This is a genomic window from Actinosynnema sp. NPDC004786, from assembly GCF_053601135.1.
Map to the genome: position 1 here is coordinate 159,323 of NZ_JBSGBG010000012.1, position 13,958 is coordinate 173,280.

Consider the following 13,958-nt stretch of genomic DNA (forward strand, 5'->3'; position numbering starts at 1 on the left):
TGGGCCTCGGCCGGTTCAGCACCGCCCGGCCGCACCGTCCGATCGGGGGCCGTGCGTCGACAGCACGAGGCCCGACGCGTCGGGCCTCGTGCTACGGGTCGATCCGGTCCAGGGCCGCGCCGTCCCAGGTCGTCTGCGTGCACGCCACGCCGCGCCCGTTCTTGGGCCGCAGCACGTCGTAGATGTGCATGCGGGGGATCTTGTCCGACACGCCCCAGCCGCTGGGCCAGGTGATCACCCAGTCCATGTCCAGGTCCACGAGCAGGCCGAGCATGCGCGCGATCGTCGGGTCGTCCAGCCGCTCGAACGCCTCGTCCAGCAGCACCAGGCGCAACGGCGAGAACTCGCCGCTCACCGCGTCGTAGAACGACGCCGCCGCCGCGAACAGCGTCACGTACGAGATCAGGCGCGTCTCGCCGGACGAGAGCTGCCGCAGCCTGCGCTCGCGCGGCCCGCCGTCCGGGCCGGTGTCGGCGACGGTGACGGTGAACTGGTGCCACGTCCGGTAGTCCAGGGCGCGGGACAGGATCTCGGCGTAGTTGCCGGTGTGCGCGTCGCGTTCGGCTTCGATGCGTTCGGTGAACACGCGCCGCAGCGTCGCGTCCTGCTCCGGGTCGCGTTCCGCGTAAGGCAGGCGGACCAGCGCCAACGCGTCGCGTGTCTCCTCCTCCAACGCCGCCGACGGCTTCCACGCCAGCTTGACGTGCACGCCCTGGCTCGACCGCGCCCGGCCGAGGACCTCGTTCATGCGCTTGCACAGGTCCTCGGCGACCGCGATCTGGCCGCGCAGCCACTCGGCCAGGTCGCGGATCAGGTAGTCGGCGAAGATGTTCTGGTACTGCTCGTCGAGGAAACCGCGCTGCTCGGCGAGCTTCGCGGTGACCTGACGTGCGGCGACGGCGACCGGTCGGGCGCCCTCCTCGCCGGTGACGGTGACCGTGAGCAGGCCGACGTGCTGCTCGGCGGCGATGTCGTGGCTGCCCGCCAGCGACGTCTGGAGCGCCTGCAGCTTGGTGATCACGGTCGCCTCGCCCGCGCCGCGCCGGTCGGAACCCGCCAGCGCGGCCCGGACGGCCGTGACGTCCTCCGGCACGTCCGGCAGCGCGGCCACGAGGATCCCCGGCGCCTGCACGGTGGCCTTGAAGTGCTCGGCCGCGTGCGTCAGGGTGTCGCGGGCGGCGGCGAGTTGGTCGGCGGACGTCTCCAGCTGGGCGGTCAGCTTCGCGGCCTGCTCACGCGCCTCGACGACCTGTTCCCGCACACTCTTCAGCTCGTCCCGCATCTCCCGCCGCGAACGCTCCAAAGTGGACAGTTGCGAGGCGATTTCCCTGGCCTCGCCACCGATCGCGTCGGTCAACTCTGCCAACGTCGCCGCCTGCGACGCGTAATCCACGCACCGCGCCTCCGCATCCGCCTCCGCCGCGACCCGATCCGCCACCGCCGCGTGGTACCGGTGCGTCGCATCCGTCAGGTCGGCCACGGTGCCGCGGCACTGGCGGCGCAGCACGTCACCCAACCGGTCGGCCGTCCGCTGCGCCTCGGCCGCCGCCCGCTGGGCCTGCTGGAGGCCGTCGGTGGTGGCGGGCAGGCCCGCGTCGCCGGCCTGGCGGACGACCTCGGCGGCGGCGGCCTCGCCGCGGGCCTGGGCGGTGGCGAGTTCGTCGCGCAGCTCCTCCGCCCGGCGGGCGGCGCGGTCGGCGGATTCCTGGGCGGCCTGGAGGCGGCCGTGACGGGCGACCAGCTCGCGGTCGGCGGGGAAGCGGTCGAGGTGGGTCTCCCACCGGCCGACCAGGGCGTGCGCGGCGGCGAGGTCGGCTTCGGCGGTGCCCAGGTCGGCGCGCAGGGTGGCCAGCTCGTCCTCGAGTTCCGCGATGCGACGCCGGCGGGCGGCTTCGCGGGCTCCGGCGCCGATGAACTCCGCCGCGTCCTTGTGCCACGCGCCGGTCAGCACGCCTGCCTGCCAGCGGCCGTCCGGGGACACCGCGAACGCGCCGGCCGGGGCCAGGGTGCGCAGGGACACCGATGCGAGCAGGTCCGCGACGACGGCGGCGGGGACCGGGGAGGTCGGGTCGACGGCCGGGGTCAGGACGTCGGCGAGGGACGGGCCGTCGACCGGGGTGCCGGGGGCGGCGAGCACGCCCGGTGCGGTCGGCACGCCGGGTGCGGTCGGCACGCCGGGTGCGGTCGGCACGCCGGGTGCGGTCGGCAGGCCGGGTGGGGCGGGCATGTCCGGTGCGGCGGACGTGTGGAGGGGCGTGTCGGGGGTGGCGGGTGCGGTGGACGGGAAGTCGGGGGTGGGGGTTGGGCGGTCGGGGGTGGTTTCGGCGGGTCCGCTGGTTTTCAACCGAGGTGCGGTAACAGTGTTTCCGTACATGTTCGCGGCATCTTCACCCGATCGTGTCGGGGTGACCCACGCGTCGAGCAGGCCGGACGCCTCCAGGGCGGCTTCCAGGCCGGCCTTGGCCTCATCGTCCACCGTCGGCCGGAAGTCGACCAGGCGGTAGAACGGCGCGCCGGTCGTGGGATCCCGGTCGACGGCGGTGAACCGGGTCCGCTCCGGCACCCGCGCCGACCCCGAGCGCAGTCCCGCCAGTTCGGCGTCCAGCGCGTTGATCGACGTCACCAGTTCCGCCCGCCGCTGCACGACCGCGTGCGCGCCGTCCCGCGCGGCCGTCACGAGGGGGCTCACCCAGTCCCTCGCGGCGGCGGTGAGGGAACGGGCGGTGGCCGGGTCGACCGAGGTCGGCAGGGGCAGCGGGGTGTCCGGCTGCTGCTCCGCGAGCGGGCCGGAGGTGTGCCACGACTCGACGTCGGCCAGCCACGCCTGCGCCACCTCGGCCAGTTCCTGGGCCTCCTGGTTGCGCAGCGCGGCGGCCTCGGTGGCCGTGTGCTGGGCGTCGCGCGCGGTGTGGCGCAGGCTCTCCACCTGACGCCAGACGGCGTCCAGCTCGGCGGCCTGCGCGGCCAGGGCCAGGGCCAGCGCGCCGCGTTGCCGCGCCGACGAGGCGATCTCGGCCAGGCGCGCCGCCACGGTCTCCAGCGCGACGTCGTCCAGCTCGACGGCGGGTGGCACGCGGCGGTCGATCGGCAGTGGTTCGGCTTCCGGGTCGGGCTTGGCGCGCACGGACTCCGTCCGCACCACGGCGTCCGAAGTGGACACGCGCGGGAGGTCGGGGACCACGGCGGAGTCCAGGCCGGCCACGCGCAGGTGGTGCCGCAGCGGTTCGACCAGCTCGTGCGCCGAGCCGAGGTCGTCCGCCAGCCGCCGCAGCAGCCGCAGCACGCCGTCGACCGCGCCGTCCTCCTGCAACCGCTGCTTGTTGGCCATGTCCAACGCGGCGACCGCCGACGAGCGCTTCTCCGCCACCAGCTTCTCGCGCGTCTGCAGGTCCTGCAGGTCGCGGAACGCCGGCAGCTCCTTCAACGCGCCGATGGTCTCCTCGGCCTGCTGCTCCCCGGCCTCCAGCGACGCCTGCGCGTGCTCCGCCGCCGCCCGCGCCGCGAGCGTCTCCTCCAGCGACGCCGACAACCGCGCCGAGGCGCGCTCCAGCTTCCGCACCCCGTCCTCGGCCGCGCCCAACCGCTCCGCCGCCGCCCGCAACCCGCCGAACGCGTAGTCCGAGTACGTCTTCAGGAACGTCCCCAGCGCCGCGTCCGCCGCCGACAGCCGCGTGATGTTCTCCCGGATCGACTCCAGGTCGTCGAACGAGGTCGCCAACTGCTCGAGCATCGCCTGGTCCAACGGCGGCAGCGCGTCGGACAGGATCTGCTCCAACTGCCCTTCCAGCACCTTCAGGCCGACGTCGGGGTTGCGCAGCGTCCGCTGCAGGTGCAGCAGGTCGCCGTAGCGGGGCGCGGGCACCCCGTACACGGTCTCGGCCACCCGCGCCCGGAACGCCGCCTCCTCCAGCACGCAGTCCGCCCCGACCACGTCACGCAGCTGCGTCGGCCCCAGCGGCGTGCGGTCCGGGCCCACCAGGGCCAGCGAGCTGCCCACCCGCAGCGGCGTGATGAACCGCCACGAGTCGGTGATCGCCTGCGACGTCTTGGACGCCTTCACGCCCAACCCGCAGGTCAGGTACTCGTCGTCGCCGCGGGTCAGCTCGACCCACGCGTAGCCGATCCGGTTGGGCCCGCCGTCGTAGTCGTCCAGCATGAGCCGCCGCAGCGACACCGTGTCGAAGCCCTTGGACCCGACCTGCCGCAGGTCGCCGTCCAGGCACAGCGGCAGCAGCAGCTCCAGCGTGCGCGACTTGCCGGACCCGTTGGTGCCCTGAAAGATCGCGCGCCCGCCGGAGAAGTCGAACGCCTGCTCGGTGTACTGCCAGATGTTGACGATGCCGCCCCTGTGCAGCCGCCACCTGTTCACGCGGTCTCCTCATCGAACAACGACCAGCTGGGCACGTCCGGCACGACGACCGGCTCCACGTCACGTTCCGGGTCGCCGTCCGGCGACGGCAGCCACCGGTGCGCGGCCGCGTTGAGCAGCCACCCGTCCGCCGCGGGCACCGCCAACCCCATGCGGCGCAGCAGCTCCAGCACCTCGTCCACCAGCCGGTCGGGGTCCTCGGTGAACTGCTTGGACCACGCGGTCGGGTAGTCCTCCACCAACCGCTCGCACACCGCCTTCAACGCCGGCACGGCCACCTCGTGCCGCCCGTCGGGGCGCGGGTCGGAGTCCAGCAGCTCAGGCAGCGCCAGCAGCGCGATCCGCGCGACCGTGGACGTGCCGGGGAAGTACAGGTCGGTCAGGTAGTCCTCGGGGTCGGCCGCGAGCACGCCCTCGACCCGGCACTCGGTGTGCAGCCCGAAGCACGTCTCCAGCAGCGCGGTCTCCTTGCGCTGGTTGCGCCGCAGCCACTCGGCCTGCTCGGGCGGCAGGTCGGCGTACAGCACCACGGGGTTCTCCACGAGCTTGCGCCGCACCGCGTGCTCGACGCCGCGCGGACCGGGCCGGGCGGCCAGCTCCACCAGCCGCTCGGGCGACGTCGCCTCGGCCACCGGGCCGGTCAGCAACTGCCCGAGCAGGTCGGTGTCGATGGTGATCAACGCCTCGGCCTGCGCGTCCACCGTGCCCTCGGTCTCGTGCAGCACGCCCAGCGACACCAGGTGCCGCAGCGCCGCCGTCAACGCGCGCCGGTCGGCCACGTCGTCCACGACGGTCAGCCCGGCCTCCACCGCCGCCGCGCGGACGTCGGCCACCAGCCGCGACAGCAACGCCTGCCGCCCGGTGCCGGTCAGCACCGCCATCGTCAGCGCCAGGTACGCGTACCCGCGCGGGGACATGCCGAGCACGCCCCGCGAGTCGTCCGGGCCGGGCCCGGACTTGTAGAGCCGCGCGAACCGCCGCTCCACCACCAGCCGGTAGCCGAGCACCCGGGCGAACAGGTCCTGCAACGCGGCCCGGTGCCGGTAGACCAGCGCCAGCAGCTCGCCGTCCGGCCCGTCGGCGCGCAGCAGCGGCCGGCGCAGCAGGGTGCGGGCGCAGCGCACCACGTTCGCCGCGTCGATCTCGGAGAGGTCCTCGAACATCAGTCGAGCACCACCGTGGAGTCGTGCAGGGTCAACGTGCCCGCCGCCGAACGGATCGTCGTGTGCCGGCCCGCCTCGTGCGCCACCGTGACCCGCAGGCCGCGCACCGGGTCGGTCGCGGAACCGGCGTCGGTCGCCTTGTCGCGTTGCGCCATCGCCAACGTGAGCAGCTCGCACAGCACCCCGAGCGCCTCGCCGGACAACGTGGTCTCGGCCAGCCGGGGAGCCGCCGCGGCCAGCTCGGCCACCGACGCGGCCCGCCGCTCGTCGGCCTCCCGCGCCTCGGCGAGCAGCGACTGCTCGGTCATCGGGTCGTCCAGGATCCGCGACGTCCGGCCGCGCGCGCCCCGGTCGCCCCGGCTGCGCACGCTGACCTGCACGTCCACCACCGGGCCGTCGCGCCACGGCGTGCGCTCGTTGTCGCGGTCGTGCTCGGGCGCGGGGGACACGTGCCGCGCCGAGTACAGCCCGAACGCCGCCGCGTACAGCTCGTGGGCCTGCGACCGGGTGCCGGCGTCGAACCACGCGGCGAGCTTCAGCAGCTCCGCCCGCCTGCTCGGCAGCAGCCCGCCGCCGGAGGTGGCCCGCTTCACGCTGGCCAGCAGCGACCCGATCGCGCGCGCCGTCGCCTCGCGCAGCGCCGTCACCTGGCTCGGCCGGCCGGGCCGGTCCACGAACCAGTCGGTCAGCTCCTGCCAGTCCTCCGCCGACCGGCCGCGCGCCCGTTCGACGCGCTCGCCGAGGTCGGCGCGGCCCAGCAGCCGCAGCAGCTCCGAGCGCGCGGCGTTCACGCGGGCCAGCGCGTCGGCGATGGCGGGGGTGTGCCGCAGCACGTCCTCCACGACCATCTGGATGTACTCGACCAGCAGGTTGCGGAACCCGGAGATCTCGTCGGGCGCCAGGTGGTGCCGCGTCACGACCTGCCCGAGGTAGGCGTAGAAGTCGCGCACGGTCGCGGCCAGCTCGGCGTGCTGGAGGAACAGCGTGGTGACCTGCTCGGCCAACGCCTCCCGGGACCGGCCGGCGCCGGTGACCAGCGCCTCCGCCAGGGACCGGCCCAGCCGGTCCAGGCCGCGTTCCACGGCGGGCAGCAGCTCCCGCGACACCTCCCGCGCGCCCTCCGGCACGCGCAGCAGCTCGTCCACGTCGCGCTGCACCCGGACGGCGAGCTTGCTGACCTGGTAGCGGACGCTGCCGTGCTGGAACTCGGCGATGCTGGTGGCCACCACCTCGCGCCGGCCCTGCACCAGGTTGCCCCACTCGACGAGCTGGCGGAGCCGGTTGATCACGTTCTCGATGCGGGACTCGCCGGGCTCGACCCGGCCCTCCCGCTCGGCGCCCGCGAGCGCGCCCGCGACCTCGCCCGCGGACAGGTCGGCCAGCAGCGTGGAGGTGAACAACCGCATGATCGCCAGGTACGTGCGCTGGTGATCGCGGGCGTCCAGGTACGCGTAGAGCTTGAGGCGGCCGGCGGGTTCCACGGTGGGCCACCCTAGTGCGGCGGTCCGACACGTGCGGGCTACCGTGCCCGTGTGAGTCTGGGGCGCGCGGTGGGGTTGGTGCTGGGCGTGGCCGCTGACGCGGTCTTCGGCGACCCCAAGAGGTATCACCCGGTGGCGGGATTCGGGCGGGCGGCGGCGGCGCTGGAGCGCAGGCTGTACCGCGACCACCGGGCGGGCGGCGTGGCGCACGTGGTCGTGCTGGTCGGCGGCACGGTGCTGGCCGGGGTCGCGGCCGAGCGGCTCGGCCGGCGCGGCCCGGTCCTGGAGGCCCTGACCACGGCCGCCGCGACGTGGGTGGTGCTCGGCGGCTCGTCGTTGGCCGACGAGGGCACCGCGATGGGCCGCGAGCTGGACGGCGGCGACCTCGACGCGGCGCGCAATCGTTTGCCCAACCTGTGCGGGCGCGAGCCCCGCAAGCTGGACACGATGGGCCTGGCGAAGGCGACCGTCGAGTCCGTGGCGGAGAACACGTCCGACGCCGTGGTCGCGCCGCTGTTCTGGGGCGCGGTCGCGGGCGTGCCGGGGCTGCTCGGGTACCGGGCGGCGAACACCCTGGACGCCATGGTCGGCCACCGCAACGAGCGGTACCGCCGGTTCGGCTGGGCCGCGGCCCGGCTGGACGACGTGGCGAACCTGCTGCCCTCGCGGCTGGCCGCGCTGCTCACGGCGGCGGGCGCGCCGGTCGTCGGCGGGTCCGCGAGCGAGGCGTGGCGCACGTGGCGGCGGGACGCCTCGGCGCACCCGAGCCCGAACGCGGGCCAGGTCGAGGCGGCGTTCGCGGGGGCGCTGGAGGTCCGGCTGGGCGGCCGCACGGTGTACGCGCACGGCGCGGAGGACCGGCCCGTGCTGGGCCACGGCCGCAACCCCGACGCGGGTCACGTCACGCGCGCGGTGGAGCTGTCGCGGGTGGTCGGCGCGTCGGCGACGGCCGTGACCGCGGTCATCGCGCTGCTGCGGCCTCGTCTTCGGCGAGCTGTTCGGCGACGGACTTCCGCCTGACCTTCGCGGGCTTGTCGGCCGTCCCGTCCCCGTCGGCGCCCTCGCGCAGCGCCCCGCCGGGGCGGATCTCGCGGACGGTGAAGTACAGCCAGCCGCCCAGCGCCATCGCGCCGAACGCGATCCACTGCAACGCGTAGGAGAAGAACGGCCCCGCGTCGAGCTTCGGCAGCGGCAGCGACTCCTCCACGCCGGGCTGGCCTTCGGTGAGCTGGAAGTAGCCGGGCCGGATGTCGAGCCCGGCGGCCCGGCCGACCACGGCCGAGTTCACCGCGTACACCTGCCGGTGCGCGTCCTGCTGGAACGCGTCCCGGTCGTCCGACTCGTCGCGGCGGGCCAGCGCGACCACCGTCACCTCACCGGTCGGCACGGGGTCGAGGTCGGGCACCTTGATGCCGTTGACCGGCCGCACGTACCCCCGGTCGATCAGCACCACCGGGCCGTCGACCAGCCGGAACGGCGTCAGCACCTCGAACGCGGCCTCGCCCTGCACGGTCCGCAGCCGCGCCACCGCCTGCCCCTCGGGCAGGTAGCGGCCGGTGAGCGTGACGCGCCGCCACTCGATGTCGGCGTTGGACCGGTCGAGGAGCGTCGTGACCGGCACCGGGTCGGTGCGCAGCGACGACGTGACCGCGTGGTTCTGCGCCTCCCGGTCCGCGTCGCGGTTGAACTGCCACGGGGCGAGCAGCGTGAAGCACGCGCCCGCGAACACCCAGACCGCCAGCGTCAACGCCAGCCAGCCGGGCTGCACCAGGAACCTCAACCGCACGTGACCACGGTAAGCCCTGGGCCGGTGTGACCTGCACCCGGTCGAACCGGGCGGCCGGCGCCACGCCGGGCGGACGGGTCGTCAGGGCGCCGAACGCGCGGCGGACAACGCCTGCCGCGCGTACCCGCGACCGAACAGCACGGCGTGGACGAGCAGCGGGAACAGCTGGTGCAGCGGCACCCGGTCGCGCCAGCCGTCGGCCAGCGGCGCGGCCTCGTCGTAGGCGGCGAGCACGCGGTCCAGGTGGGGGCAGCCGAAGAGGGCGAGCATGGCCAGGTCGCTCTCCCGGTGGCCGCCGTGCGCGGCCGGGTCGAGCAGCCACGCGCGGCCGTCGGCGGCCCAGTGCACGTTGCCGCTCCACAGGTCGCCGTGCAGGCGGGCGGGCGGCTCGGCCGGCGCGTCGACCCGCACGGCCTCGATGACGCGGGCCTCGGCGGGCGTCAGCGCGCCCGCGTCCACCGCGCGGCGGGCGTAGTAGGCGATGCGGTGCTCGGCGAACCACTCGGGCCAGCGGTCGGAGGCGACGTCGCGCATCGGCGCCAGGCCGATCGCCGCGTCCACCGGGCCGCCCGGGGGCGGCGCGCCGAACGCGGGCGCGCCGGTCGCGTGCAGGGCGGCGAGGCGGCGGCCGAACTCCTCGGCGGCGGACGGCGACGGTCGTCCGGGCTCCACCCGGTCCATCGCCAACCAGTGCTCGTGCCGCCCGCGCACCCGCGGCGCCGGCGGCCCGTCGGGTTCGGCCAGCCACTCCAGCGAAGCCGCCTCGGCGAGCGCCGCGTTCGGCCGGTCGTGCCGCTTGACGACGACCGGGGAGCCGTCGGCGAGGTCGACCGCCCACACCTCGCCGCCGAGCGGCCGCACCCGCGCGGCCGGCGTCCCGGTCAGCTCCCGTGCCGCGTCCTCCGGCGTCACAGGCGTTCGCGCACCCACGCCAGCAGGCCCGGGACGGCCGCCTCCACCATCTCCACCACGCGACTGAAACCGGGCTCGTCCCCGTAGTACGGGTCGGGCACGTCCGCGCCGTCCGCGTCCGGGTCGAACGAGCGCAGCAGCCGCACCCTCTCCGGGTCGGGCGCCATCCGCCGCAGCGCCCGCGCGTGCCCGGAGTCCAACGCCACCAGCAGGTCCGCGTCCAGGTGGTCCTTGTCGACCTGGGCGGCGGTGTGCTCCGTCGGGTAGCCCCGGTCCGCCAACGACTTCGCGGCCCGGGGGTCGGCCGGGTCGCCCACGTGCCAGCCGCCCGTGCCCGCGCTGGTCACCTCCACGAGATCACCCAGCCCGGCACGCCGCAGGTGCTCCCGGAATATGATCGCGGCCACGGGGGAACGGCAGATGTTGCCGGTGCAGATGAACGAGACGGTCAGCGTCACGGCAGGGGAGTCTGCCAGGGCGGGGTGACGCGCGACCATCGGATCGACCGGCTCGTGGTGGGGGTTTCGGGCATGTCCGGGGTCGTGGTCGGGGTCGTCGTGCTGCTCGCCGTCGGGGCGGCGGTCGGCGTCGCGGTGGTGGTGCGGCGGCGGTCGTGGCCGGACACGCCCGCGTTCGCCCGGCCACGGCCCGTGATGACGCCCGGCGGACCCGAGCCGGACCCGAACGCCGGATTCTTCACCGATCGCGGCGTGCTGTTCCGGAAAAGGCATTTCTTCGTCGGCACGGGGTGCCCCCCGGTGCTGGTCGCGGATTTTTCGTCACTCGACGTGTTGCGTCGGGAACAGCCCGTGCGCATTGCCGCGCACGGCATTCGGGTGTGGTGGTGGTTCGGGGACGGGTTCTACCGGGAAGCCGCCGGCTTGCGGGCCGACGACGTGCGAGCATGGGTGGACGAGCGGGAACGGGTGCGGCGGGCCCGCCAGGAGCGGGCCAGGCTGCTGTCGGCTGCGGAAGAGGGATTGCGAAAGCGTGACAACGGGTAACGGCGGGCCCCGCAATTCCGACGTCATTGGCGTGGGGAATGTGTCGGGGAGGAATGAGAATGACGCGCACGTGCGTCGGGCGGCGGCCGCGGCCGTCCATTTCGGAACGGAACTCGTGGAGGCGATCCCGGCGCCGCGGTCGGCTCCCGGGGAAGGTCGGCGACCGGTGGTGACCGAGCCGTCGCCGTGCCGGGCGGCCCGGTACGAGGGGCCGTCGCCGGTGCACCTGGTGCTGAGCGTGGCCCTGCTGTTCTTCGCGGTGGCCGTCTCGATGCTCTGAGCGCCGGTGATCTCAGCGGCCTCTCAGGTCGTGCGCGGGAAGATCACCGCGTGTCCACCGTGAAGTCGTCGAACCCGGCCGGGTCCGCGCTGCCGTCGCTGGCCCGCGCGCTGACGAGGGTCGAGGACGAGATCAAGGCGCTGGCGACGTCGTCGTCCCTGCCGGTCGTGAACAGCGCCTCCGGCCGGATCACCGGGGCGGGCGGCAAGCGCCTGCGGTCGGTGCTGATCCTGTCCGGGTCGCTGGCCGTGTCGGGCACGATCACGGACCGGGCCGTCACCGCCGCCGCGTGCGTCGAGCTGCTGCACGCCGGCTCGCTCGTGCACGACGACCTGATGGACGACGCCGAGGAGCGGCGCGGTGTCCGCACGGTCAACGCGGACTGGGGTCCCGGCCCGGCCGTGCTGGTCGGCGACTTCCTGCTGGCCCGCGCGAGCCAGGCCGCGCTGGAGCGCATCTCGCCGTTCGCCGCCGGGCGGCTCGCCCGGGTGGTGACGGACCTGGTCGAGGGTCAGGTGCTGGAGGTCATGGACCTCTACGACCCGCACCGCAGCCCGGAGTCCGCGCTCCGGTCCGTCCGGCTGAAGACCGGAGCGCTGTTCGAGGTGGGCGGCGTGCTGGCCGCCCACTGCGCCGACGCCGACGAGGCGACCGCGGCCGGGCTGGCCCGGTTCGGCGCGCTGTTTGGGCTGATGTTCCAGATCCTCGACGACCTGCTGGACCTCGTGTCCACCGCGCAGCGGCTGGGCAAGCCGGTCGGCCACGACCTGCGCCAGGGCGTCTACACGTTCCCGCTGCTGCGCGCCCTGACCGACGACCAGCGCGACCTGCTCGCGCGGCGCGGCCGCGAGCTGACCGACGCGGAGGTCGCCGGGCTGCTGGCCGAGCTGCGGCAGACCGGCCTGGTCGCCGACACGCTGGCGCACTGCACGGCGCTGGCCGCGCGGGCGGTGCGCGCCCTGCCGGACCTGCCCGACTCCGAGGCGCTGGCCACGCTGCGGGCCCTGCCGGACGCCTACCTCGACTGGGCCGCCTCGCAGACGGGGTAGAGCGCGGGCCGGCCGACCACGATCGCCTAGACTCGCGGCGATGACCAGCCAGGACCCCGGCCGGGCGCTGCTGCGCCACCACGGCGACGTCGACGCCGCGACCGGGCTCGCGGACTTCGCGGTGAACGTGCGGCTGCCCGCGCCGCCCGCGTGGCTGCGCGACCGGCTCGTCGCCGCGCTGGACGACCTCGGCCCCTACCCGGCCGCCGCCGCCGACGAACGCGCCCGCGCCGCCGTCGCCGCGAGGCACGGCCGCGCCCCCGACGAGGTGCTGGTCCTCAACGGCGCCGCGGAGGGGTTCGCGCTGCTCCCGGTCCTGCGCCCGACCCTGGCCGCGGTCGTGCACCCGTCGTTCACCGAGCCCGAGGTGGCGCTGCTGGACGCCGGCGTGCCCGTGCGGCGGGTCCCGCTGCGCCCCGGGGACGGCTACGCGCTGCGGCCCGACCTGGTGCCCGACGAGGCCGACCTGGTGGTGCTCGGCAACCCGACCAACCCGACGTCCGTGCTGCACCCGGCCGACGTGGTGGCGTCGCTGGCCCGGCCCGGCCGGGTGCTGGTGGTGGACGAGGCGTTCGCCGACGCCGTGCCCGGCGAACCGGCGTCGCTGGCGGGCCGCGCCGACCTGCCCGGCCTGCTGGTGCTGCGCAGCCTCACCAAGACCTGGGGCCTGGCGGGCCTGCGCGCGGGCTACCTGCTCGGCGCGCCGGACCTGCTGGCCCGGCTGGCCCTGCACCGGCCCCGGTGGCCGGTGGGCAGCCTCGTGCTGGAGGCGGTCACGGCGTGCTGCGAGCCGGCCGCGGTGGCCGAGGCGGAGGCGATGGCGCGGGAGGCGCGGGAGCACACGGCGCACGCCGTCGGGCTGCTGGGCGACCTCGTGGTCGTGCCGCCGTCCGCGCCGTTCGTGCTGCTGCGCGTGCCGCAGGGCGCGCGGGTGCGGCAGGCGTTGCGGGACAAGGGGATCGCGGTCCGGCGCGGCGACACGTTCCCCGGTCTGACCCCCGACCACCTCCGGGTCGCGGTCCGCGATCCCGGGGAGTTCGCCCTGCTGGCGGATGCGCTGCGAGTCGTGCTGGAGGAGCTGTGACCACGCTCGGGGACGTGCTGGCCGTGCTGGAGGCCGCCTACCCGCCCGCGACCGCCGAGTCGTGGGACGCCGTCGGCCTCGTCTGCGGCGACCGCGCCGAGCCGGTGACCAGGGCGCTGTTCTGCGTCGACCCCGTCGAGTCCACAGTGGACGAGGCGTTGGAGGTCGGCGCGCAGCTGCTCGTGGCGCACCACCCGCTGATGCTGCGCGGCGTCACGGGCGTGCCCGCGGACGATCCCAAGGGCGGGCTGGTCCACCGGCTCATCCGCGCGGGCGTCGCGCTCTACACCGCCCACACCAACGCCGACGCGGCCAGCCCCGGCGTGTCCGACGCCCTGGCCGAGGCCCTCGGCCTGCGGGTCACCGGCCCGCTCGTGCCCGGCGGGGACGGCGCGGCCACCGGCATCGGCCGGATCGGCGAGCTGGACCGCCCCGAACCGCTGCGCGACTTCGCCCGGCGCGTCGCCGACGCGCTGCCGGCGACGGCGTGGGGCGTGCGCGCGGCGGGCGACCCGGACCGGCCCGTGCGGCGGGTCGCGGTGTGCGGCGGCGCGGGCGACGGCTACCTGGCCGACGCGACCCGCGCGGGCGTGGACGCCTACGTCACCGCCGACCTGCGGCACCACCCGGCGGGCGAGCACCTGGCCGCGGGCGGGCCCGCGCTGGTCGACGTGGCGCACTGGGCCAGCGAGCAGCCGTGGTGCGCGCAGGCGGCGCACGTCGTGCGCACCGCGTTCGGCGGTACCGTCGAAGTCCTCGTCTCGACCCGCCGGACCGATCCGTGGACCGTCGGCGTGACGAGCCGAACAGGAGCATCCCGATGAGAGGTC

Annotated in this window: 11 protein-coding genes; 5 read left to right on the forward strand and 6 right to left on the reverse strand. The window is 75.4% G+C overall.

Features of this window, described 5'->3' with window-relative positions; all coding sequences use genetic code 11:
- Positions 1-91: 91 nt before the first annotated feature.
- Genes ACWEFJ_RS13485 through ACWEFJ_RS13495 form a run of 3 tightly spaced genes read right to left on the reverse strand, consistent with a single transcriptional unit; the run spans position 92 to position 7,013 of the window.
- Positions 92-4,369 (reverse strand): SbcC/MukB-like Walker B domain-containing protein, encoded by a 4,278-nt coding sequence (locus ACWEFJ_RS13485; protein ID WP_449713905.1) that lies wholly within the window; start codon positions 4,367-4,369, stop codon positions 92-94.
- Positions 4,366-5,532 carry a TIGR02678 family protein gene (locus ACWEFJ_RS13490; protein WP_378084506.1) on the reverse strand — a complete coding sequence of 389 codons (1,167 nt, stop codon included), beginning with the start codon at positions 5,530-5,532 and terminating at the stop codon, positions 4,366-4,368. Before ACWEFJ_RS13490 ends, ACWEFJ_RS13485 begins: the two co-directional genes overlap by 4 nt.
- Positions 5,532-7,013, reverse strand: coding sequence for a DUF2397 domain-containing protein (locus tag ACWEFJ_RS13495; RefSeq protein WP_378084508.1), 1,482 nt, complete (start codon positions 7,011-7,013; stop codon positions 5,532-5,534). Before ACWEFJ_RS13495 ends, ACWEFJ_RS13490 begins: the two co-directional genes overlap by 1 nt.
- Before the next feature lie 51 nt (positions 7,014-7,064).
- Between ACWEFJ_RS13495 and ACWEFJ_RS13500 the strand changes: the two genes are divergently transcribed.
- On the forward strand, positions 7,065-8,033 hold the full coding sequence (locus tag ACWEFJ_RS13500; RefSeq protein WP_378084510.1) for a cobalamin biosynthesis protein: 969 nt from the start codon (positions 7,065-7,067) through the stop codon (positions 8,031-8,033).
- On the opposite strand, the gene ACWEFJ_RS13505 is transcribed toward ACWEFJ_RS13500, so the two are convergent.
- The 3 genes from ACWEFJ_RS13505 to ACWEFJ_RS13515 all read right to left on the reverse strand — a co-directional run bounded on the left by ACWEFJ_RS13505 (position 7,975) and on the right by ACWEFJ_RS13515 (position 10,163).
- The gene (locus tag ACWEFJ_RS13505) at positions 7,975-8,799 is read right to left on the reverse strand and encodes an SURF1 family cytochrome oxidase biogenesis protein (RefSeq protein ID WP_378084512.1); all 825 of its coding nucleotides are present in this window, start codon (positions 8,797-8,799) and stop codon (positions 7,975-7,977) included. The two genes, ACWEFJ_RS13500 and ACWEFJ_RS13505, sit on opposite strands and share 59 nt — an antisense overlap.
- 81 nt (positions 8,800-8,880) lie before the next feature.
- Complete coding sequence (locus tag ACWEFJ_RS13510; protein ID WP_449713906.1) at positions 8,881-9,711, reverse strand: fructosamine kinase family protein; 831 nt, start codon at positions 9,709-9,711, stop codon at positions 8,881-8,883.
- Positions 9,708-10,163, reverse strand: a complete 456-nt coding sequence (locus ACWEFJ_RS13515; RefSeq protein WP_449713927.1) for a low molecular weight protein-tyrosine-phosphatase — start codon at positions 10,161-10,163, stop codon at positions 9,708-9,710. The genes ACWEFJ_RS13510 and ACWEFJ_RS13515 overlap by 4 nt, the downstream gene beginning before the upstream one ends.
- A gap of 105 nt (positions 10,164-10,268) precedes the next feature.
- Here ACWEFJ_RS13515 and ACWEFJ_RS13520 point away from each other — a divergent pair, with 105 nt between their 5' ends.
- The 4 genes from ACWEFJ_RS13520 to ACWEFJ_RS13535 all read left to right on the forward strand — a co-directional run bounded on the left by ACWEFJ_RS13520 (position 10,269) and on the right by ACWEFJ_RS13535 (position 13,952).
- Positions 10,269-10,715 (forward strand): hypothetical protein, encoded by a 447-nt coding sequence (locus ACWEFJ_RS13520; RefSeq protein WP_449713907.1) that lies wholly within the window; start codon positions 10,269-10,271, stop codon positions 10,713-10,715.
- Between the two features lie 330 nt (positions 10,716-11,045).
- Positions 11,046-12,044: a polyprenyl synthetase family protein gene (locus ACWEFJ_RS13525; RefSeq protein ID WP_449713908.1), complete on the forward strand. Its 999-nt coding sequence runs from the start codon at positions 11,046-11,048 to the stop codon at positions 12,042-12,044.
- Positions 12,045-12,084: 40 nt separating this feature from the next.
- Entirely contained in the window at positions 12,085-13,128 is a 1,044-nt protein-coding gene (cobC, locus tag ACWEFJ_RS13530) for an Rv2231c family pyridoxal phosphate-dependent protein CobC (RefSeq protein ID WP_449713909.1), read from the forward strand.
- Positions 13,125-13,952, forward strand: coding sequence for a Nif3-like dinuclear metal center hexameric protein (locus tag ACWEFJ_RS13535; protein WP_378084522.1), 828 nt, complete (start codon positions 13,125-13,127; stop codon positions 13,950-13,952). The genes cobC and ACWEFJ_RS13535 overlap by 4 nt, the downstream gene beginning before the upstream one ends.
- Positions 13,953-13,958 lie beyond the last annotated feature (6 nt).